General features: G+C 37.0%; 16 protein-coding genes. 9 read left to right on the top strand and 7 right to left on the bottom strand.

Annotated features, from left to right (window positions below; translation table 11 throughout):
* Positions 1-35: 35 nt before the first annotated feature.
* Both EGI24_RS04865 and EGI24_RS04860 read right to left on the bottom strand, forming a co-directional pair.
* A complete protein-coding gene (locus EGI24_RS04865; RefSeq protein WP_255047227.1) occupies positions 36-1829 on the bottom strand; it encodes an SLC5 family protein in 1794 nt (597 codons plus the stop codon).
* 66 nt (positions 1830-1895) lie between these two features.
* On the bottom strand, positions 1896-2144 hold the full coding sequence (locus tag EGI24_RS04860; protein ID WP_255047226.1) for a hypothetical protein: 249 nt from the start codon (positions 2142-2144) through the stop codon (positions 1896-1898).
* Between the two features lie 188 nt (positions 2145-2332).
* Here EGI24_RS04860 and EGI24_RS04855 point away from each other — a divergent pair, with 188 nt between their 5' ends.
* Positions 2333-3490, top strand: coding sequence for an LLM class flavin-dependent oxidoreductase (locus tag EGI24_RS04855; RefSeq protein WP_255047225.1), 1158 nt, complete (start codon positions 2333-2335; stop codon positions 3488-3490).
* Between the two features lie 52 nt (positions 3491-3542).
* Here the strand turns inward: EGI24_RS04855 and EGI24_RS04850 are convergent, their stop codons facing one another.
* On the bottom strand, positions 3543-5708 hold the full coding sequence (locus EGI24_RS04850) for a TonB-dependent siderophore receptor (protein ID WP_255047224.1): 2166 nt from the start codon (positions 5706-5708) through the stop codon (positions 3543-3545).
* Positions 5709-5953: 245 nt separating this feature from the next.
* On the opposite strand from EGI24_RS04850, the gene EGI24_RS04845 reads away from it, so the two are divergent.
* Together EGI24_RS04845 and EGI24_RS04840 are read left to right on the top strand one after the other, a co-directional pair.
* Positions 5954-7249 (top strand): M20/M25/M40 family metallo-hydrolase, encoded by a 1296-nt coding sequence (locus EGI24_RS04845; protein ID WP_255047222.1) that lies wholly within the window; start codon positions 5954-5956, stop codon positions 7247-7249.
* 130 nt (positions 7250-7379) lie between these two features.
* Positions 7380-10616, top strand: a complete 3237-nt coding sequence (locus tag EGI24_RS04840) for a VPS10 domain-containing protein (protein ID WP_255047221.1) — start codon at positions 7380-7382, stop codon at positions 10614-10616.
* 453 nt (positions 10617-11069) lie between these two features.
* On the opposite strand, the gene tnpA is transcribed toward EGI24_RS04840, so the two are convergent.
* A complete protein-coding gene (tnpA, locus tag EGI24_RS04835) occupies positions 11070-11507 on the bottom strand; it encodes an IS200/IS605 family transposase (RefSeq protein ID WP_255047220.1) in 438 nt (145 codons plus the stop codon).
* Between the two features lie 189 nt (positions 11508-11696).
* Between tnpA and EGI24_RS04830 the strand changes: the two genes are divergently transcribed.
* The gene (locus EGI24_RS04830; protein ID WP_255047219.1) at positions 11697-14966 is read left to right on the top strand and encodes a glycosyl hydrolase; all 3270 of its coding nucleotides are present in this window, start codon (positions 11697-11699) and stop codon (positions 14964-14966) included.
* Positions 14967-15040: 74 nt separating this feature from the next.
* On the opposite strand, the gene EGI24_RS04825 is transcribed toward EGI24_RS04830, so the two are convergent.
* The 3 genes from EGI24_RS04825 to EGI24_RS04815 form a co-directional block, all read right to left on the bottom strand.
* Positions 15041-16048, bottom strand: a complete 1008-nt coding sequence (locus tag EGI24_RS04825) for a hypothetical protein (RefSeq protein WP_255047218.1) — start codon at positions 16046-16048, stop codon at positions 15041-15043.
* Between the two features lie 2 nt (positions 16049-16050).
* Positions 16051-17499 (bottom strand): MBOAT family protein, encoded by a 1449-nt coding sequence (locus EGI24_RS04820; protein ID WP_255047217.1) that lies wholly within the window; start codon positions 17497-17499, stop codon positions 16051-16053.
* A 223-nt stretch (positions 17500-17722) separates the two neighbouring features.
* Positions 17723-19645, bottom strand: coding sequence for an SGNH/GDSL hydrolase family protein (locus tag EGI24_RS04815; RefSeq protein ID WP_255047216.1), 1923 nt, complete (start codon positions 19643-19645; stop codon positions 17723-17725).
* Between the two features lie 148 nt (positions 19646-19793).
* Between EGI24_RS04815 and EGI24_RS04810 the strand changes: the two genes are divergently transcribed.
* The 5 genes from EGI24_RS04810 (at position 19794) to EGI24_RS04790 (ending at position 24187) form a co-directional block, all read left to right on the top strand.
* The gene (locus EGI24_RS04810) at positions 19794-20354 is read left to right on the top strand and encodes a PepSY domain-containing protein (protein ID WP_255047215.1); all 561 of its coding nucleotides are present in this window, start codon (positions 19794-19796) and stop codon (positions 20352-20354) included.
* A gap of 274 nt (positions 20355-20628) precedes the next feature.
* The gene (locus tag EGI24_RS04805; protein WP_255047213.1) at positions 20629-20982 is read left to right on the top strand and encodes a YciI family protein; all 354 of its coding nucleotides are present in this window, start codon (positions 20629-20631) and stop codon (positions 20980-20982) included.
* 29 nt (positions 20983-21011) lie between these two features.
* Positions 21012-22244: an RNA polymerase sigma factor gene (locus tag EGI24_RS04800; protein ID WP_255047212.1), complete on the top strand. Its 1233-nt coding sequence runs from the start codon at positions 21012-21014 to the stop codon at positions 22242-22244.
* Positions 22245-22386: 142 nt separating this feature from the next.
* Positions 22387-23784, top strand: a complete 1398-nt coding sequence (locus tag EGI24_RS04795) for a DUF4173 domain-containing protein (RefSeq protein WP_255047211.1) — start codon at positions 22387-22389, stop codon at positions 23782-23784.
* A 1-nt stretch (position 23785) separates the two neighbouring features.
* Complete coding sequence (locus EGI24_RS04790) at positions 23786-24187, top strand: DUF2809 domain-containing protein (protein WP_255047210.1); 402 nt, start codon at positions 23786-23788, stop codon at positions 24185-24187.
* Positions 24188-24192: the final 5 nt, after the last annotated feature.

Below are 24192 nucleotides of genomic sequence, written 5' to 3'. Positions count from 1 at the left end.
TTGAAATATTATCCTTTTTATAATATGCAGTAATATTATGCAAAATAAAACATAATCCAAATCATGGAAGAAGTAAGCAAGCCCGCATAAAATATATCTGATTTATACAGCATCATTTCATCTTTTGCCCGTTTATGAAACCAAACAAACAAAAGCAAACAAACAATTGCGGCTGGAGTGGCTGCTGTTTGAGGTGAAATCAGGCCTAACAACGCTACTACTATAAATGGAATTTGAGTAAGTAAAAACCAAAACAAGGTACTTCCGATGCCTGATAAGGATATGCCTAAATCGAATTCTGCAATCTTGGCTTTTCCATTGGCATTTAGATACTTACTCAATATGACTAATAGGATGGATCCTATTACAAAAATTGAAAATACACGATACAAAAAGTTGAAGGTTTCGCCGAAGGTTTGTATGATAAATGGGTATTGAATCAGTAGGTTTTCAAATATCCAATCACATCCTAAACCAATAAAGGGAGAACCCGCCAAAACCATTACGGCAGCTATAGGATTGGTTTGTTTCCAAAGTACTCCCCAGAAAAACACAACTACTAAACCGGGTTTGATATAAGAGGTTTGGTTTGCCAATTTTAAAAAGAAATTGTCCGATGAATTGGGATCATAAGTGGAAAATGCCAAAACACCAGCCACAATACAGATTAAAAACACAGCCAATTGTCCGAATCTAACCGTTTTTTTATCCGAAGCTTTTGGATTAATATATTTTTTAAAGATATCATAAGCCATCACTGTAGAAACTGAGTTCATCATGGAGTAAATTGCAGAAAATATCGCACACATCAACCCAGCCAATATCAATCCTACCAAACCGTAACCTGTTGGAACTACAGTTTTTAGAAGCGTTAAAAAGGTATCATCTGGCTTTATGGAATCTACCCCATACCTACTTTTAAAAATATAATAAGCCGCAGAACCCACTGCAATAGAGAAAAACGGTATGATCAATTTCAAAAAACCTGCGGCTATCGAACCAAGTTTGGCATCTCTATCAGTTTTTGCGGCCAATACCCTTTGTACTTGATATTGATTCGTTGTCCAATAAAACATGTTGAGAATGGTCAGTCCCGTAAAAATGCCGCTCCATGGGAGTTTTGGATGATTGGTGGGCAAATACAGATGCATTTTATTGGCTTCAGCATGATCTAATTTTAGCAATCCTGACAATCCACCAATTTCTGGCTGCATGTAGGTAAATGAACCCATTAGCAAAATGGACGCTATCATGATGATTGTTAGGATATTGTCTGCTGTTACTACGGATTCCATACCTCCAAAAACAGTAAAAACGACGGTTACAGTAGCAATTATGCATATTCCTGCCACATAGCTTACCTCCCACCCTGTTCCTTCAAACAACAAACCCAAGGTTCGGCTACCAATATAAAATCCACCGATCAACTGAATTAGGATAAATGCTACCATCAGAACCGTATAAACCAAGCGTGCATTAGCATTGAAACGACTTTCTAAAAATTGTGAAAGTGTAAAGAAATTTCTTTTTCTATAAATAGGAATAAAAATATAACATAAAACCAAAATGGCAGGAATAGCCCAAATTTCGTAATGACTTTGTGCAAAACCTATGGAATAACCCACGCCCATCATGCCTATAATCTGTTGGGCGTGTATGTTGGTACCGAAAATAGAACCAGCCACAGACCACCACCTGAGTGATCTGCCGGCCATAAAATATTCTTCGGCATCTTTTTTCTTAAAACTAGAATACATGCTGGCAACAATGAGAAACAACAAAACCGTTACCACCACTATTACATCAAACCATTCCAGAGATTTTAGCATAGTTTTTACAATTTTGACTAAATGCATGAATCATCAACTTATCAATGACCATATTTTTCGCTTGATTTATATTATACCTATCTGTCCATACTTCTGCCGAACTGTTTTATACGGATCCAAATAAACCACAATAACCTTGTTTATATTGAAGTCAACAAAACCAAATAAAGAACATAGTTCTTTTACAGAGGCCTTTAAAAGTGATTCATCAGACAAATTGACAACAAAAACAGGCACGTTTATCCAGTTTTTTAAATCTTTAGGTTCATTTTTACTGCTATCCCCAAATCCAATCTTGGCGGATAGTATAGCCAAAGACAAAACTTAAGCTATTGTTATTCTCTTTGAGTCAAAGCATTGAATTGTCCTTTAGTTTTTTAAAGACATTTCTATTACAAAAAATTTCGGTTTTATATTTTATTGTAATTTTGAAAATCAAAAATACTTTTAAATATTGATTCTGAATAATTTCATTAAAATTAAGAAATTCTAAATTGTAATATATGATAATTGAACAGGTAGGGATTAGAACCGAGCAAAGAATTGCTGAAGTCGCTTGGTTTGATGATTTATGTGGAGGTGATACAGGCTTTTTGGGTACACTGGATCCTTCACGCCGAAGCAATTATGAGCATTGTGGAGACATCATAAAAACTGCCGATAAGCTTGGATACGAAAATATCCTACTACCTACCTCCTACGTAATTGGCCAAGAAGTACTGCCTTTTGCAGCCGCCATGGCTCCTCAAACCCAACAAATCAATATGCTGGCAGCCATAAGAACAGGGGAAATTCACCCACCAATGCTGGCTAGGCATATTTCTACGTTAGATCATATACTGAAAGGAAGGTTAACAGTTAACATCATAAATTCAGATTTACCGGGTTTGAAGGAAGACCATGAAATGCGATACCAACGATGTGCTGAGGTAATAGATATTTTAAAACAGGCTTGGACACAAGATAGAATAGAACACAAAGGCGAAATCTATAATTTCAGTATGGATGCCAAACCTGTTAAACCATACCAACAAAACGGAGGCCCTTTATTGTATTTTGGAGGAATTTCGCCTGGCTCTAAAGAAGTATGTGCTAAATATTGTGATGTATTCTTAATGTGGCCTGAACCCGAAGAAAGTATTTATGCTACGATGAAGGAAATGAGCAGCAAGGCGGCATCTTATGGCAGAACAATAGATTTTGGCATGCGGATACATGTTATTGTACGTGAAACCGAAGCAGAAGCTTTGGCTTATTCCAAAGAATTGATGTCGAAATTCGATTTAGAAACGGCTGAAATGTTAAAACACCGTACGCAAGATTCTAAATCTGCAGGGGTATTACGTCAAGACGAATTCAGAAAAAATGCAGACAAAGATGACTTTATTGAACCCATGCTCTGGACCGGTATCGGAAGAGCCAGGTCTGGCTGTGGGGCAGCAATGGTTGGTAATCCTTCCCAAATTATTGAAAAAATGAACCGCTATATGGACATGGGCGTAAGAGCCTTTATACTTTCTGGCTACCCGCTGATAGAAGAGTGTGAATATTTCGCAAAGTTGGTTTTACCACATTTAAAAACTGGAAAACTTTCGGTTATTCAAGGCAGAACTCCAATTGAAACACCAAAAACTCCTTTAACTTTTGGTGAGTTAATATAAAATAATCTCAGTAAGGCATTTCCATTCTTACTGAGATTTTTAACGAAATACCTTAAATGCCTCCTCGAACGGTAATCATAAAATTCCGACCAGGTGACGAAATGCCAGAGGCAAAATTTCTATAATTTTTATCTAAAATATTCTCACAGGCAAATTGCAGAGAGAAGTTTTTATTCATCTGATATTCAGACCTTAGGTTCAAAGTCCACCACGAAGGCATACCATCTTGAGTGGCGTATATCAAATTGTCCTCACCACTTGGGCTATAGTCTGCTAGCTTTTTCCAACCATTATAAATACTAAAAACCTCCACCTGAAAAGCTTTTTTCTGGAACTTAATGGCTGAGCGACCAAACATGGGAGGAATATGATCCAAAGGCGTATTTGCAGCATCATTAATACTACCCTTTGTATAATTCAAGGCACTAGAAAGTAAAAATTCTTTTGATAAATCGGCTTTGAGGTTCAAATTCCAACCGTGAATAAATGCCTTTGCTTTGTTTTGAGCAGCTAAGACCTTACTATTTTGGCCATTATACATCACCGTTCTTTCACCGTTTAAAGTAAAGGCATCTATAACAATTGCATTGCTCATATTGGTAACATAATAGACGCCTTCAATTTTCATTTTTTTACCAATTTGCTGATTTATAGACACTTCTCCATTATAACTATATTCGGGTTTTATATTTGGATTGGGTACAATCAAGCTCCCAGCTACCGAATCAAAAACTTTGGCTAAGTCGTCAATATTGGGTGATCTAAAACCAGACGAACCCATCAAGCCTAATTTAGTTTTAGCAAAGGGTATGTAAACCAGTCCCAAGTTTCCTGTAAGCGAACTGTTTTTTTGCTGTATTTGGCTGAAAGGGAATGGGAAAAATGACTTCTCAATAAACTCAGCTGACAAATCTGTAAATGCATACCTAAGTCCGCCATGTAAAATTAAAGTATTGGCTACTTTCAGCTGGTCCGCCACATAAATTGCCCAGGTGTTCATGGTATTTTTCCCGTCAGGGTACCTTGTGTCAGCCTTTCTCTCTTCATTGGTGCTGATGTTTGTAAAATGAGCCTTTGACCTCACATCATTCCCAACGACTTCCAGACCATAGGTAAGGTTTTGTTCTTTTATTACTTTCTGAAAATCAGCATTCAACGAAAATAGATTAACTTTCTCTAACTGGCTTTTTCTATTTACATTATTAAAATTTCTTGAAACCCTACTTTCTTCAATATCCTGAAATGCAAGAGAAATACTAGCTCTGTCGTATATCAATGTATTTTTCAATTCTAAATGATAAGCAACCATCAGTCGTTTTTCTGGGCCATAATACCATTCTGCAAACCTTGGCAAACCATTCCTAAGCTCCGTAAGTCTGTCATAACGAGGCACATCAGAGGAATTTGAAAATTGAAAATTCAAGGTATGCTTAATATTATCGGTTTGTTGAAAACTTATTTTCTGTAAAAAATCATATTGACTGTAAGCACTCCCAACTTGTTTATTTACATTACTATTTGTTAGCGAAACATCTGCATTACCCTGTCTTTCAGTATAAAACAATCTTTTCCCAAAGTCTGGATAAGCTGCCAATCGGTGTGCTCCCTGCACAACATCTCCAAAATCAGAGAAGGTAAAACTCGTCAAAAATGCCAAACGCTTTTTGCCAATATTAAAATCTACATGTCCTGTTTTTTCGCCAATTGCCGTTGAGTATCTTAAATAAGACCGAACGTTTTTAACATCAAACTCAGGGTTCTTCGTCCTAAAATGTACCACACCCCCTAGTGCGTCTGAGCCGTAAATAACTGAACTTGGCCCAAAAACCACCTCCGCTCTTTCGAGCATGCTTTGGTCAATTCTTAATACATTTTGCAAATGTCCCGCTCTGTAAATGGCATTATTCATCCTGACACCATCCATAACCATCAACACCCTACTGGCTTCAAAACCTCTCAAAACTGGGCTACCTCCACCAGCTTGGCTTTTTTGCACAAAAACATTGCCTGTTTGTTCCAAAAGATTGGCGGTATTAGGAGAGTTTTGAAAAGCAATTTGTTTTGCAGAAATGAGCTCAATCTGGTTAGGAGTTTCTTTCTTTTTCAACTCAAATTTATTGGCAGAGATGACCACTTCCTCCAAATCCCGAAGGGTGTCCAATTGCCCAAAAATGGGATAGGAAACAAAAAGAAAAGATATTAAGGTAAGAAACCGCATGTAGAACAATTGATGAATGAATACAAAAATAAAATAAAATAAACGCTTAGGCCTCTGTAGCACTGATTTTATCTCAAATCTTTTTTGTCTATACTTTTTTTTAAAAAAATATATCAAAACGCAAAAACTAGAAATTCAAATTCTTATAGATTCATTTTAGTTTTCATAAAGTTTTATACCAACACGAAATATATTTTTATACTTTTGAATTAACATTTTATCAACCAAAAAATTAGCAGTCATACATGAAGAAAATTCCCCTTTTAATAATACTTCTTGGCTATATATTAGAAACAAAAGCACAAGACGAAAAAAGTGTTTCAGTTCAAGAAGCCTACAAAAACCAAATTGCCGCCATTGGAAAAGATAAAAAACTACAAAAAGCCTTTGATATAATCCAAAGTCTGGAACCTCAAACCATGAAGGACCTTGTAGAATTGACCGAAATCCCAGCTCCCCCGTTTATGGAACAAAAAAGAGGAGAAAGATTTATGCAAATGGTAAAAGCCGCCGGTGCAGATTCTATATGGAAAGATGAAGTAGGTAATGTTTTGGCACTAAGAAAAGGTAAAACAAGAGGTAGAACCGTAGTTTTAGAAGCCCATTTAGATACTGTTTTTCCACTTGAAACTGATGTTAAAGTAAAAAAACATGGAGATACACTCTATGCACCCGGCATTGGGGATGATACTCGAGGACTAGCCATGGTATTGGCAGTAATGAAGGCCATGAATACAGCTCAAATCAATACTTCTTCGGATGTGCTATTTGCAGGCGTTGTGGGCGAGGAAGGCTTGGGCGATTTACGTGGTGTAAAGCACCTTTTCAAAAACGGAAACCGTAAAATTGACGCTTATATTGCCATTGATGGAGGTGATTTAGGCAGAATAAACAACATGGCTTTGGGTTCATTGCGTTACAAAGTCACTTTCAAAGGCCCAGGAGGACACTCTTGGGGTGCTTTTGGCGTTGCCAATCCACATCATGCCATTGGGAAATCGATTGACTATTTCGATACGGTGGCAGGTGCTTATGTGGCCAATGGGCCTAAAACAACCTACAATGTGGGTCGAATAGGTGGTGGTACTTCCGTAAACTCTATTCCTTTCGAATCTTGGATGGAAATAGATATGCGTTCTGTAAGTCCTGAGAAGCTTTTGGGTATAGAAAGGATCCTGAAAGAGCAGATGCAAAAAGCACTTCAAGACTACAACAAAACCGTTAAAAAAGGAGATAAGTTGACCTTGATTTTAGACAAAATTGGTGAAAGGCCTTCTGGAGAATTAGGAGAAAATCTTCCTTTAATTCTAAAAGCCATCGCTGCCACTTCCTATTTCAATGCTCAACCAACGCTTACCAGAGGCTCAACAGATTCTAATATTCCTATTTCTTTGGGCATACCAGCCGTAACAATAGGAAGAGGTGGCAAATCAGACAACGCCCACGCTCTAGACGAATGGTACTTAAATGATGAAACGGGTCCTTTAGCCATCAAATTGGCTCTGTTAATTCTGGTTGCGGAGGCAGGTTTGGCGAATTGACCTCCATTTGATTTTTTGAAGATACTTTAACCCAGTTCAATCTACCCTAAACTTCAATTTGTCGAATCAAGAATGAATTTCAACAAAAAAATACTATTTTTATTCTCTTAATAACCTTCAATCAAAAACTATGAAAAAAATATCCTTTTTGATTCTACTCTTATCGGTAAGTGGTGGTATTTTGGCTCAAAAGAAAAAAGCCAAAACAACGGAGCCCGTTGCAGTTGAATCTCCCAAACAAGATTATAAAAAACTATACGATGGTCTACAATGGCGTAACGTTGGGCCATTCCGTGGCGGGCGATCATTAGCAGTGGCTGGCCACAAAGACCATCCAATGACCTACTACTATGGAGCAGTAGGTGGTGGCGTTTGGAAAACATCTGATGGTGGTCAAAACTGGGCATACACGGGCGACAGCACCTTTAAATCTAGCTCGGTGGGGGCTATTGCAGTGGCTCCTTCAGACCCTAACGTATTATATGTGGGTATGGGAGAAGCCGATATGCGTAGCAACATTAGTTACGGAGATGGCATGTACAAGTCTACCAATGCTGGCAAAAGCTGGAAACACATTGGTTTGCCAAAAGCCGATGCCATAGCTACCATAGAAGTTCACCCTACAGACCACAATCTGGTTTATGTAGCTGCAGTGGGTAATCCATTTGCTCCTAACAAAGAAAGAGGCGTTTTCCGCAGCAAAGACGGCGGAAAATCTTGGGAGCATATTTTGGCCAAAGACGACAGCACTGGAGCCTACCATGTACGTATTGACCCGAATAATCCTCGAGTAATATACGCCACACTTTGGCAAGCCTACCGCAATGGCCACAGCATGAGCAGCGGTGGCAAAGGCTGTGGATTGTACAAATCTGTAGATGGTGGCGACACTTGGGTTTCTTTAAATGAAAAACCTGGGATGCCAAAAGGACTTTTAGGAAAAATTGGAGTGGCGATTTCTCCAGCTAATTCCAACCGATTGTATGCACTAATCGAAAATGCCAAAGGCGGACTTTTCTCGTCAAATGATGCCGGTGAGACCTGGAGACTGGTGAATGATGACAAAAATCTTTGGCAGCGACCTTGGTATTATATGAACTTGCAAGCCGACCCTAAAAATGTGGATGGCGTTATTATACTTAACGTAAACGCTTTCAAATCAACGGATGGAGGAAAAACCATAAGAAATATCAGAGTGCATCACGGGGATACGCACGATGTTTGGATAAATCCCAACAATCCAGAGAACTTCATCATAGCCGACGACGGAGGAGCTGAAGTAACTTATAACGATGGCGTTACGTTTTCGGATGTGGACATTCCAACATCACAGTTTTACCATGTACATTTAGACAATGACTTTCCATACAATATCTATGGTTCACAACAAGACAACTCTACGGTCAGAATCGCAAGCCGTACCAACGGTTATTCTATTGGTGTAAGAGACTGGTATTCAGTAGCTGGTGGGGAGTCGGGCTATATTGCTATTGATCCTAAAAACTCTAAAATAACTTACGGTGGTTCGTATGATGGTTATTTGACCAAACAAAATGCCGAAAACGGCCAAGAGCAAAACATCATGGTGTATCCTGAAAACAACATGGGGCACACTTCAGCTGAAAAGAAATTCCGTTTTCAGTGGACTTACCCTATTATTTTCTCACCGCATGACAATACCCGACTGTATTGTACTTCACAATATGTACACGTTACCCATGACGAAGGGCATTCTTGGGAAATCATCAGTCCAGATTTGACAAGAAACGACCCAAAAACAACTGGAGCCACGGGTGGTCCTATTACACTCGACCAAACTGGTGCTGAGATTTACGCAACCATATTTACTTTGGCAGAATCAAAACTCGAAAAAGGAAACATTTGGGCAGGTTCTGATGACGGTTATTTACACGTAACCCGCGATAATGGCAAAAACTGGACAAACATCACTTTACCGACTTCTCAATTGGGAGATTTCGCTTTGATGTCGATGATCCATACCTCAGATTTTGAGAAAGGTAAAGCCTATTTGGCAGCCACCAGATATATGTTTGGCGACAGAACGCCCTATTTATTCAAAACTTCAGATTATGGAAAAACTTGGACGAGCATCAGCAAAGGAATTCCTTCTGATGAATATACAAGAGTTGTTCGTGAAGACCCAAATAAACCAGGATTACTCTATGCGGGCACCGAAAGAGGCATTTATGTATCTTTTGATGATGGTGCATCTTGGAATCCTTTGAACCTCAATATGCCGATTTCACCGATTAGAGATTTGCAAATTCACGATAGAGAGAAGGATTTGGTAGTGGCCACCCATGGTTTATCGTTCTGGATTTTGGACGACGTCACGCCTTTGCACCAAATCAAAGATGGAATGGCCTTGGCAGATCAACACCTTTTCAAACCACGTCATGCATACCGAATGGAAGGTGGGGATGGAGGCCGCAGAGGCACTCCTTTGGACGAGGGTAAAAATGCCGCCAATGGAGTTTTGGTAAATTATTATTTGAAAGAAACTCCTAAAGAGGAGCTTAAGCTGCAGTTTTTGACCATGACCAATGACACCATCATCACGTTTTCTAGCAAAAAGGACCTCAAAGGTGAGCCATTTAAGGTTTCAAAAGATTTTTATGAAAACCCAGATGCACCAAAACCTAACAGTGTAAGTACCACTGCTGGACTTAATAGATTTGTGTGGAACATGCGATACGCCGACGCCACCGAAATTCAAGGCGAAAAAGCTCCGATGTGGGCAGGAAATACGACAGGACCTAAAGTGGTACCTGGCCAATATAAGGTAAGGATGATTTTGGGCGATAAATTGTTGAAAGAAGAAATAGCCGAAATCAAAAAAGACCCAAGGGTAGATGCCACCGATGCCGACTTCAAAGCACAGTTTGATTTGTTGATGAAAATACACAAAAAGCTGGACGAGTCGCACCGCAACATCAACGATATCAGAGAGATACGCAAGGCAGTTACAGAATACATGAAGGCTGTAAAAGATACGGTAATCATCTCTAATTTCCAGAAAATAACCAAACCGATGCTGAAGAACTTGGACGATTTAGAGCAGAATCTCTTGCAAAATAAAGCCAAAGCGATGCAGGATTTGTTGGCCTACCCTATCCGCCTGAACGACAAAATGGCAGGAATAGCTGGCGTAGTAAGCAGTGCCGACACCAAACCAACAAAAGCCTCTCATGAGGTGTTCAACGACATCAGCAACAAAATAGACAAGACCTCCGAAAAACTCAAAAAGATAGTGGACGAAGACGTACCGGCCTTCAACAATTTGGTAAAACAAAACCAATTACCAGCCATCAATTTGAAGCAGAAAAAGGTGGGAACGGCATTGTAAATATTTGATTTTGAATTATTTTAGTTGAAATAAATGACCCTGAAACTTGGATTCAGGGTCATTTTTATTTTTGAGATTTGAATAATTTGGCTAAAGCCGAAATTTTGATTGATAATTCATATCTGGGAATGGGCTAAAGCCACATTCCTATTCATTATAATCAATCCGAAGGAATGGGCTAAAGCCACATTCCTATTCATTGAATCTTTAAATAAATTTTGATTTTCAAATCATGGAAATTGTTGAATTGTCTCCAGTTTTATCTGGAGATGACAAATTTATGAAATCCAATTAGGCTTTAGCCAAAATATTAGAAAAGGTTAAAGTCACATTCCTATTCAATCATTAATTATATAAAATATAATAATTTTAAATCAACACAATTTTTGAATTGCCTCCAGATTTATCTGGAGGATTAAATATCATCATCCTTATTTGGCTTTAGCCAAAACCTTAGCCATCAAATTTTTGAAATCCGAATTTGCTTATAAACTCATCGTATTCTTGTTGAAATGTCTTCTTAGAATGATGTTCCTCTTGATTTTTGATATAATCTCTTACCTTTTCAATTACTGATTCTGAAACAGAAACTGCAAAATATTCATCTTGCCATTCAAACTTTTCCTTTGTTAAACCGTGCTTATTTATCCAAAATGATGATTCACCTTTAATCAATTGCATCACTTTTTGAATACTTTGATCTACTCCAAAGGACACCAAACAATGACAATGATCAGCGTATCCATTCACAAAATCGACGAAAATACCTTTCTCTTTAGCATTTTCACGAATATGATTCCAAACTAAAATTCTAAGTTCTTTTGAATTCAAAAATGGGATCCTATTTTTAGTACTCCAAACAAAATGGATGTAAACCTTAACAAATGGCATATGGCAGAGTGATGGATATTATTGATTAAAATATTTCGAAGATAAAAAATGATTTCTAATTGTGTCAATATTTCAAGTCAACCGAAAAGAAAAATACATTAAAAATCCATTTCCCCACCCACCCCTTTGCCCCAAACAGAAAATTCTTTACCTTTAATATTCATTTACAAACCATTCTAAACCTCTCTTATGAAAAAACACTTTGCCCTATTATTAATCTTTGTATCCCTTTGCACTTTTGGCCAAAAGAAAAAGACGGCTGCTGTAACTGAAAAACCAAAAGAGGTTGCAGTCACTGAAAAAGGACCTGATCTTTCCGGCTTTAAGTTTCGTTCAGTGGGCCCATCCTTCATGAGCGGCCGTATCATAGATCTGGCCCATAATCCAAACAAAAGCTCGGAATATTATGTAGCAGTGGCCTCTGGAGGGGTTTTTAAAACTACCAATGGCGGTACAACATTTCAGCCCATTTTCGAAAACTATGGTGCATTTTCGGTGGGTTGTGTTACACTCGACCCACAAAATCAAAATGTAGTTTGGGTTGGCACCGGTGAAGCCAATAACCAACGTAGCGTGGGCTATGGCGACGGCATCTACAAGTCTGAGGATGGTGGTAAAAGCTTTGTCAACATGGGTTTGAAAGACGCTCAACATATCGGCGAAATCATCATAGACCCAAAAAACTCTGACATTATTTATGTAGCTGCTTATGGCCCATTGTGGAATAGCGGTGGTGAAAGGGGCGTTTACAAATCTACCGACGGAGGCAAGACTTGGACGAACGTATTGAAAATCAGTGAGCACACGGGTGTAGCCGATATCGTGATGGACCCAAAAAACACAAATGTTTTGTATGCCTCTGCTCACCAGCGTCAACGCAAAGGCTATGGCTATGTGTCTGGTGGTCCTGAAAGTGCCCTGTATAAAAGCACAGATGCAGGTGCCACTTGGAAGAAAATCAACAATGGCTTCCCAGGAGGCGACATCGGACGTATTGCTATAGCCATTTCTCCGATAAATACCGATGTACTTTATGCACATTTAGAGGCTACAACGGGCAACAATGGCTCTTACAAAAGCACTGACCGTGGTGCAAGTTGGATAAAAATGAGCTCTTATGCTTCATCTGGCTTATATTATGGTAAAATCTACCCTGACCCGGTGCAGTTTGATAGAATCTTTGTAGGAGATGTGTATTCCAAATATTCAAACGACGGCGGCAAAACTTGGGTGAACCTCAATCACCAAAATATCCATGTGGACAACCACATCATTACCATAGACCCAAAAGACAACCAACATATTTTTATGGGCGGCGATGGCGGTTTGTATGAATCCTTCAATTTGGGACAAAACTGGCACTTTAAGCAAAATTTATCCATCACACAGTTTTACAGAGTGGTTCTTGACAATGCATTTCCGTTTTATAATATTTATGGAGGCACACAAGACAACAGCAGTTTCGGAGGTCCGAGTCGTACAACCAACCAAGCAGGCATCACCAACAATGACTGGTACCTTACAGTAGGCGGCGATGGATTTGAATCTGCAGTGGACTGGAGCAATCCCGACATCGTATATGCTCAATGGCAGCACGGCGGACTGATACGTTACGACAAAAAAACAGGCGAACAAATAGACATCAAACCCGTGCCTATGGAAGGAGAGCCAGCACTTCGCTGGAACTGGGACTCTCCATTGTTGGTATCCAAATATGATGCAAAAAGACTTTATTTTGGTGCGAACAAAATTTACAGGTCAGACGACAGAGGAAATTCATGGAAGTTGATTTCGGGAGATTTAAGCCGACAAATAGACCGCAATAAATTACCATATATGGATAAGGTTTGGAGCATGGATGCCGTACAAAAAAATACCAGTACATCTATCTACGGCCAATCTACCTTTATATCTGAAAGCCCTTTGGATGAAAATATTTTATATGTAGGTACAGACGACGGCTTGGTACAAGTAACCACCGATGGAGGCAAAACTTGGACCAAAATAGACAACATTCCTGGTGTACCCGCTATGAGTTACGTACCACAAGTCATTTGCTCTCAGCATGATAAAAATACGGCCTATGTGGTATTTAACCACCACCGATATGGCGATTTCAAACCATATTTGGTAAAAACTACCGATGGTGGAAAAACTTGGACCAGCATAAGCGGTAATTTGCCTGAGCGTGGCTCGGTTTATACCATTGCAGAAGACCATGTGGACGGCAACTTGCTATTTGCTGGAACTGAATTTGGACTTTTTGCTAGTTTGAATGGTGGAAAAACTTGGACCCAGATGAAAAACAATTTGCCTGTAATCGCCATCAAAGATTTGGAAATACAAAGAAGGGAAAATGACTTGGTTTTGGCCACCTTTGGTAGAGGATTCTATATTTTAGACAACTATGCTGCCATGCGAAGTATTTCTAAAACTGAAGGAAAAGAAGCCATGATATTTCCCATAAAATCTGAATGGGCATTTAACCAAAAAGATCCGCTTGGCGGGAGAGGAACTGGTACCCAGGGGGATAGCTATTACACGGCTGAAAACCCACCAATTGGAGCCACTATTAGATATTTTGTAAAAGAAACGCCCAAATCTTTGAAAGATAAAAGGAAAGAAAATGAAAAGGCCCTATTTGCGAAAGGTGAGTTAAAAGGCTACCCAAGTTTAGATTCGATAGCGGCTGAAGAAAACGAAATTTTGGGTGCTTATTATCTCACTATCACAGACGATAAACAAAACACTGTGCGTAGATATCAAGTGAAACCAAAAAAGGGAATGAACGAATTTTTATGGAATTTCAGTACTTCTAATGGCTTCTCTATTAACACCGAAAATAACGCTGGAGCCAACGATGGCTTGCCTGTCATTCCCGGAAAATATGCTGCTCAATTGAGCTATTTTGATGGAAATACCGTAAAAAATTTGACGGATGCAGAGCCTTTTGAAGTGAAAAGTTTGGGCTGGGCGACCTTGCCAGTTCAAGACTATCAGGCTTTACAAAGTTTTGCTAACGAGGTAAAGGATTTCTCACGCATAGTGAATGGAACGAGTGATCATGTGGCTTTTTTGAAAGAAAAACACAAAGCACTGAAAGCTGCATTGCTGGCCAATCCAAATTCAAAACTAGAAAGTATGGCCGCTTTGACCCAAATGGAAAGAGAATTTCAAAAAATCAACTTGGACTTGAACGGCAATGAGGCATTAGAAAAGCATCAGTTTGAGGTGTTGCCAGGAATTTCTGACAGAATAAGAACGATTGTCTTCGGTATGTATGGTCATTCTACTGAGCCAACGATCACCCAAAAGCAAGGCTTGGATTATGCGAAAAAACTTTTCGGAGATACGTACAAAAGTGTAGCTCAATTAGATAAAACCATGACCGATTTTCAGAGATTACTAGAAACCAACAAAATACCCTACATTCAAGGCTCTTTGCCAAAGTGGGATTGATGTTTACTTTAGATACTAAAAAAACGAAGCTCAGATTTGGGCTTCGTTTTTTTTATGAAGAAATCACCTTTCGATTACTTATAGATACGCTGCATAATCTGCTCGCCCACTTTAGGTCGATAATGTGAAAATTCATAATAATTGGTTTTAGGTTTTGTAAACTCGTTTATACCTGAAAAATCAAAAACGAATTCATTTCCAAATATGCTGTTCAGAACATTCAGATCTGTTAGATTAAACTTTACCTGATTATATAAAGGACTGACAACCAGCCTATAATTTGTATTGTGCTTGTCAAAAATGGCCTTTATTTCTTGTAACATTTTCTTTTGTTTGGCTGAAATTTTCGGCTGAGATTCAATACGTAACACGCCATCACGCACAGGCAATAAGTGAGCCATTTTATTATAATATTCGGTTTCAGACTTTGCCAACAAACCGTCTAATTCTAGCCATTGGGTTTCGTTACTTAAGGGCAAAATTCTAGATTTGTATGGCTCTATAACACCCAACATAAAAGGCGAGTATTTCCCCGAAATCAAATGTGAATAATAGCAAAATAAAAATTTTGGAGTCAGGTAACTCTTCAAAAACTCCCAATGAAATTTGTAAAAACTCTCTCCTGATAAAGCGGGATGTTTAATAAAAAGGTATCCTTTTGAATTGGTTTCGGTCATGAAAGTTTCATCTTTTTCAATAACCATCAATACATTTTTCAGTTTTAATCCCAAAGAATCTATCAACTTTATCTTTTTATAAATACCGTATATAGTCTCACTGTAAGCATCATAAGTGAAAACTATTGAAGAATCTGGAAGATGCTTTCGCCATGCCGAATGTTGGAAAGCAACAGTCCTCGAGCTACCGAAAATATAGGAATCATATTTTTCGTTGGTATAATTTCTCAAAAAATTAGTCGTGGAAATGAAGTCTTTGTTTCCGCTTGTTAGCTTGTTTGAATAATCCTTATAGTCTTTGAGTACATAAAAAGGATCGAAAATCAGGTAAGCAGCTAATAAAATGGCCAAAATTCCACCACCAACAGTACCAAAATTATAAATATCCTTCAGGAAATTTTTCATTGTCAAAATTGGAAATAGATGAAAGTTTGTTCATTACCGCTCTTGTAAATCATTACCAATATCAAAAAATAATAAAATGACCATCGCAATACTTTAGAACGTCCTTTTAATAAATTTTGCAACGCGAAGTCGCCGTCTCTACCACACCATTCAACTATCAAGAAGAATAGTACAAAAACGGCTACAATGTATGAGTTTTCGATATATTGAAACGCTGGAAAGGTGAAAAATGACAAGGAGAAAATTTGGGAAAATATTAATTTAATTTCTGTAATAGACTCTATTCTAAAGAAAATCCAAATCAGAGATACCAATAAAAAGGTTTTAGCCATTCGAAATCCATCCACAAGACTTTGCTGAAAATCATTTTTAACCCACTTACTTATAGCAATATCGAAATGACCCGTAAAAAGTTTGGGCATAAGAAGAAGCCAATTCGCCAAACTCCAGAGAACAAAATGCCAACTGGCTCCATGCCATAGACCGCTGATACAAAACACAAAAAAGACATTAAAAATCCTTCTAAGTCTTCCGTGATCACTTCCACCTATCGGAATATAGAGGTAATCTCTGAACCAAGAACTCAAAGATATGTGCCATCTCCGCCAAAATTCCACCAAACTTTTTGCAAAATACGGATAAGCAAAATTTCGAATCAAATTAAAGCCCAGCAACTTGGCTGTTCCACTCGCCATTTCTGAATAACCCGAGAAATCGGCGTAGATTTGCATGGAGAAAAACATTGCTCCTAACAAATAAGTACTTCCAGAAAGCTTATCTGCATCATCAAAAATCATATTTGCAAAAAAACCGCAGTTATCGGCAATAACTAACTTTTTGAAAAGTCCCCAGAGAAATTGGCGAATTCCCTCCTTAGCTAAGAGATAATCAAATTTTCGAGGTTTTTGAATCTGAGGTAAGAGGTGTGTGGCTCTCTCAATCGGCCCGGCCACCAACAAGGGGAAAAAACTCACAAAAACAGCATAAACTACAAAATTCTCTTCTGGAGAAATTTTACGCGTATAAACATCAAAAATATAAGAAATACCATGAAACGTATAGAAAGAAATACCTACAGGAAGTATAAGATTCAATAATATCGGGTCTACTTTCCATCCAAAATGACCCATTAATTGTGCAAAAGAGGCGGAGAAGAAATCAAAATATTTGAAAACTCCCAATAGGCCTAAATTAATGACTAAGCTGAGGATAAAGAAATTTTTTCGTTGAAAATCAGATCGGCTATTATGAATGAAATGGGAAAGAAAATAATCCAAAAGGGTAGAAAAAAGCAACAAAAATGTAAATCGCCAGTCCCAGAAACCATAAAAAATGTAGCTAGCGACAAATAACAATAGGTTTTGTTTTGGCAGATTTTTCTTAAATACAAACCAATAAAGCGTGAAAACCGACAGGAAAAATGGAATAAACGCAAATGAAACAAAGGACATCTTTTGCCTATTTTTGAGGTAAAAATATCATCTGTAATTTATCAAAAAAACTCCAATCCCAAAATCTAATAATATTCTAATTAATCTCTAATTATTATATAACATTGAATGATAGATACTTACACAACGAGAAGAAAAACACAGCAGATAAAAATCCCGATGAGAAACCGATCGGAATTGAAGAAGAAATAGTTTGAGAAAATATTTATTTCAAGGATGACAATCAATTCACCAAAAAATAAAATATCCGACATGCATTACCCAAGCTTTTGGGATTCTTCTCCCTGTCAATTTTTACGGTCAGCTTATGCCTTTTATCTTTCAATTGGTCATCGAGCATCAGATACCATGGCAAATGCAAAAAACTGCTCCATTGGGTATATAAATCTAACTTTGGGTATATTTTTCCATCAATACTGTATTCCAATACGCCAGCATCTGGCCCAGAGGCTATACAGATTCCTATTGCAGTTCCGGTAAAATCTAGCGTAAATTCTGCTCCTACCTCAGTGGAAATAAGAGCCGGAATGTCTACATATTGTTTTCTAGTAGAAACCCCATCGCTTGGCTTCCAAGCATCCGCTATCTTCCAATTTTTAAGTAATTTTGCATTTCTTACACTAAAATAATCACCTCGAAAATAGCTGAAGTCATCTATTGGTTGTGGTAAAATTCTTGGTACAGAAGTAGCAGAGAAATCTGTACTTTTATAACAATCATTTAAAAAAGTTTTCATGGAACGAAAATAAACCTCTTGTCCAAAAGCCGATGGGTGCAAATCCTTGAAGTCATCTTTCCAATTAAATTCTCCCGCATTAATTCTATCGGTTACTTCTTTAGCCAAATTTATTACGCCAACATTATAATACCTCGCCACGCTATTATGATTTTGAATCTCTTCAGGTTCTTTATTAGCATTATAATCGGCCATTTTTTCAGGATCTATGAAATGCATAACCAATACATTCATCAATGGATTATGTTCTAAAGCGTGCCTGACGATTCCTTCCATTCCACGAATTTGTGCGGCAGAACTAAAGCCATTGGTTCTGTCATTTACAGCAGCTTCCTCTAACAGTAAATCAATTTTACCCTTAGCAAATACTTCACTTTGTAGTCTAAATGCTCCTGGCGTACTTCCTGTAGAGGCTATCCCTGCATTGATAAATTCAAATTTTGTATCAGGGAATTTCTCTTCCAATAATTGCATAAACTTATCTCGCCAACCTGGACTTTCGGTTATGGAACCACCCATAAATGCAACTCTACCTACTTTTTCCTTCTTAAATTTCCTAAAACTGTTTGATAAGCCTGTTCTTTCCTGATGGTAATATCTGGCATCCAAAAGAATCTTGGTTGGTGAAGAATTCTGTTCTATAAAATCAGCAATTTGTTCAGGATTCTCTATTAAAAAATGGTGCCCTTGTAAACTTTTTTCACCTTTGGTCATGGGCCAAACAGTAGCCTTGCCGCCTAGTTTTATGTAGTTTTCTACCAATCGAAACGTATTTTCTTCATTGGGAACAATCTTGTCTTCCAAACTGATAACATGCAAAATGGGCACTTTACAAGCGACTAAGCCTTTCAAGTTATCCATCGGGTTATCAGAAAAATCTAAGGCCTCGGCATCTTTAAAACCAAAAGATTTTAAAAGTAAATTCCAGTCCGCTTTGGAGCCATGTTTCAGTGGCCAAGATTTTATATCACACACTGGTGCTTCTGCATAAATGCAAGAGACCTGCAATGGATTTCGCTTCGCCCATGCATATATGTACAATCCTCCTCTACTCACTCCTTCAAGTGCAACTTTTGTGGCCAATCGCCTTTCTGAAACCAAATAATTATAAAAATCGTCCCAGATTTGCATGGCAGCTGGACTTCCAAACATGTCATTGGTATTAACATAAGCCACATGAAAACCTCTTTGGAGCAAAATCGAGTCTGCTTCTGTATGCCAATCTGGAAAATGAGCCCGCCAAACCCATGGATTACCCAAAGCTGGCACTTTTGGCTTCATCAGCCAAGCTGCTTTTCCCTGAAAGTTGAAAGATTCTCTTGTAAAACCTCTAACAATTTCAGTTTTTTGACCAAAAGCCAAATTCAAAAAAGTAAATAAAAAGAGAACTGAATATCTAATCTTTAACATTTAAGGAAGGTTGAATAAAGATAAAATTATATAAAAAATAGGTATTTGGACGAAAACCCCTCAATTTTTTCAAAAGAAACACGGATTGTTTACAAGAACATAAAAATTGGAAGAAATGCTTTATTTTTGTAAACGTTGATCATCAAATATGGAAAAAAAAGACATTTCAAAACAAACACGTTTTTACAGAAAAATGCACAAATGGCTTGCTGTGCCTATGTTTTTGGTGATGTTTGTTATTGGATTTAGTGGATTACTGCTGGGTTGGAAAAAACAAACCGCTCTTTTGCCTAAGACTCAGAAAGGAGCCACAGAAAATAGTGCAGATTGGATAAAAATTGACAGTTTGGTTTTGATAGCTCAGTCATATTCAAAAAACACCTTAAAAAAGGAAGACGAAATAGATAGAATTGATATTAGGCCACAAAAGGGAATTGCTAAGATAGTTTTTGCACAACATTTTACCGAACTTCAACTCGACTGCAAAACCGGTGAAATTTTATCTGTAAGTACCAGAAAGTCAGATTTTATAGAAAAAATACATGACGGATCCATTGTGGATTATTTCGTAAAAACCTCGAGTGACCAATTTAAACTATTCTATACGACTGCTGCTTCGTTGAGCCTTATTCTACTTTCTTTCAGCGGTTTCTGGCTTTGGTACAATCCGATTAGGATTAAGAAGAGGAAACAGAAATTTGAAATTTAAATTTCTATTTTTCCAAAATTCACCATTTCATCATGATCCTTAAACCAAATAAATTAATCCACAAAGTTTCACGAAGAATGCACTGAGTTTCACAAAGGTTTTTGTTTAAAAAAATGCATTTCTTTGTATCTCTTTGGTTAAAAATTGTAGAACTAGTGATTCAGAATTTTTAACTAAGAAAAATTTAATTTCACAAAAGCAAAGAATATTTTTTTAGATTTCTTGTCCAATTTCATACTTTCGGATTGTCTTCTAGGCATAAAACAAAATAATTATGGACGAATATGTATTGATTATGAGGCATGAAAATGCCACCGGACAAGTTTCACCAGAGCAAATGCAAGCTTGGATGCAACAAACCATGGATTGGTTAGGCGGAATAGCCGCCCAAGGTAAATTGTTAGAAACTGGCAACGGACTTTCGTTTGATGATGCCCGCGTGGTGGGCCATGGAGGAGTAGTAACCAACGGCCCTTTTGGCGAAATAAAAGAAACCATCGGCGGATACGTGATTGTAAAGGCCGACTCTGTTGAAGAAGCAGTCGAATTTGCCAAAGGAAGTCCAGTATTACAAGGTCCTGGCAATACTTTAGAAGTTAGAAAAGTGGCCAAACACGATTTTAAATAAGTCTCTGAACAAAATAGAGACGATATTGCATGAATACCGAAAAGCTCATACCGCACTTGTTCAGAACAGAATCGAGGAAAATTTCGTCTGTTTTGAACAAGCATTTCGGTATTAATCACATGGAAATTGCTGAGGATATTGTTTCAGACACATTTTTAAGTGCTTTAGAAACATGGCCATATAAAGGAATTCCCGAAAACCCTAAAGCTTGGCTCTATGCTGTAGCCAAAAACAAAATCAAGAATTACATCCTTAAAACAAGCAACTTTGAGAACAATATCGCACATCAAATCTTTCAAATTTCAGAAATTTCGACCGAAATAGATTTGTCAGAGAGGAATATTACCGACAGTCAATTGCAGATGCTTTTTGCCATTTGTCATCCCAGTATTTCGCAAGAATCGCAAATTGCTTTGGCCCTAAAAATACTCTGCGGATTTGGAATAGACGAGATAGCATCCGCATTCTTAACTAATAAAGAAACCATCAACAAACGACTTTTCAGAGCCAAAGAAAAGTTGAAATCTGAAAAAATAAAGATCGAATTTCCTAGTGAAAACAAAGTTGAGGAGAGAATTGACACAGTTTTGTTGACACTTTATTTACTTTTTAACGAAGGGTATTATTCTGAAAATCAAGACACCGTTATAAGAAAAGATTTGTGTTTTGAATCCATCCGACTTCTAGAATTATTAATTGAAAATTATGCACATAAAATACCAAAAATACACGCTCTTTATGCCTTGATGTGTTTTCATAGTTCTAGATTTGATGCCAGGAAAGATCAAAATAATCAAACAGTTTTATACCAAAACCAAGACGAAAACCTTTGGGATAAAGCCTTGATAGAAAAGGGAATATTTCACTTGCATCTTGCCTCAAAAGGCGAGACTGCCTCTAAATATCACATCGAAGCAAGTATTGCTTACTGGATGACCATAAAACAAGATTCTAAAGAAAAATGGGAACAGGTACTCAAGCTTTATAATTTGTTATTGTTTCAACAGTATTCTCCAATTGCAGCATTAAATCGTACTTTTGCTTTGTCAAAAGTTTATGGAAATGAAATCGCAATAGCTGAAGCAGAAAAACTAAAACTCGAAAGTAATCCATTCTATTTCAGTCTTTTAGCAGAGCTTTACCTAACAATAGACTTGTTAAAAGCTAAGCAGAATTTAGAGAAAGCTCTCTCTCTTTCCAACTCTAATCATGAGAAGGAAATCTTGCACAAAAAGATTGCGGCATTGAGTTTTCAAAAATAAATATTGAAAAATATTTGCTTAAAAAGAATATTTTATTTCACTTTGCAACACAAAGTACTTTTAAATAACGAAACCCTAATTGGGCTTTTTTTGGATGAAATTACTTTGTAATAAAAAGTACTTTTCATAAAAATTTATAAAAATGAATAATCAAAAAGCTATCTCTTTATTTATTTGCCTTGTTGCTTACTATTTTTTCTTTTGGGAAGAAAAACTTGGCTTGAATTTGTTCATTTTCAACTTCCTATTACTTGGTCTCAACTATCCTGACATGCCGAAAAACAAAATAACATTTCTATTGTTAGCAATTGCATTTATTTCATCCATTTCCGTTCTTTTGATAAATACAGAAATCGGAATTTTAATTAACCTGCTAATAATGATGGTCGTTTTGGGTTATAATTTGTTGCCCCAAATTAACTCGGCCATTAGTGCAGGGTTTGTACTATTCCTCAATACCGTTCTCAATATAAGGCACTTAGCAACACCTATATCTAGTATATTAGAAGGAATGGCTCCAAAATCTGAAATTCTGAACAGAATTCTAAAAATCGTAAAAATAAGTGTGCTTCCAATTGCTCTTTTATTACTATTTATTTTGATTTTCCAGACTGCGAATCCCATTTTTTTAGAAAAAACACTATTTCTTCAACAAGCATTTGAATTATTTATTAAAGAATTTCCAACATTCTCAATTCCAAGAACAGCGTTTATGATATTCGGATACATAATTTTATCGGGAATTTTCTTTAATCGAAATTTGCAATTTGGCATAAAATATTTCACCAATAAAAACACATCCATAAAGCCACCAACAGACGAAATCGGAAACGAAATGTTTCAAACTGTCACCATAAGCCTATTTGGTTTAAATGCCTTATTGTTAAGTGTTAATTTTATAGACATACAATACTTGTGGTTTAATTTTGCGGATACCAGTGCAGCAGAAATGTCAAAATTGGTTCACTCAGGCACTTACTTGCTGATTATAAGTGTCCTAATCTCTATAGGTATTCTCGTTTTCTTCTTTAAGGGCGACCTTAATTTCCATAAAAAAATCAAACTTTTGACATCTTTGGCATTTGCATGGATAGCACAAAACATGATTTTAATAGGATCGGTATTTATTAGAAACTATAAATATGTTGAAATGTATGGTCTGACACACAAAAGAATCGGTGTGTGTGTCTTCATAATTTTGGCATTAATAGGCTTACTTACAATTACTTGGAAAATCATAAAAAAATTAAATATCAATTTTCTGTTCATTTCAAACTCATGGGCATTCCTATTGGTACTCTTGGTTCTAGGTTTTATAAATTTTGATAAAATCATTGCAGAAAACAACCTAAAAAGACCAAATTGTGATCTAGAATACGTGAAAAGTCTATCGATCCATGCAATTCCTTCTATTCTAAAATATCATCCAGAATTGAAAAAAGAGGATATTAATTCTTATAAATGGCATGTAAAAGAGAGCAAAAGTCACACCTGGCTTTCATGGAGTCTGATGGATTATAAACTCAAAAACACCAAGTAAAATGAATATTAACATAAAATATTTAATTTTCACCCTTGTACTACTGACCATCGAAATCTTCATTGCGGTTTTCGTTCATGACCAATTTATTCGTCCATTCTTTGGAGATTTCTTAGCAGTCATATTTGTATATGGTGGTTTGTGCATCTTTTTCCAGAATTCAACTAAAATCGCTACAATTAGCTTAATAATAGCTTATTGCATTGAAATATTACAGTATTTCAAATTTATAGAAATTACCGGTTTAATAAAATACAAAGTGCTAGCAATATTGATTGGAAACTCGTTTTCGTGGTTCGACATACTCGCATACACATTGGGCTTTCTATTCATTTTGGTTATAGAAAACTTCGAAATCTTAAAACTGTTCTTAAAACTACAATTTGAAACTTCTAAAAAATAAATCCC

Origin of the sequence: Lacihabitans sp. CS3-21 (assembly GCF_024343675.1) — a bacterium.
Classification (GTDB): domain Bacteria; phylum Bacteroidota; class Bacteroidia; order Cytophagales; family Spirosomataceae; genus Leadbetterella.
The sequence above is the reverse complement of the archived record's forward strand: the minus strand, read 5'-3'. Positions and strand labels throughout refer to the sequence as shown.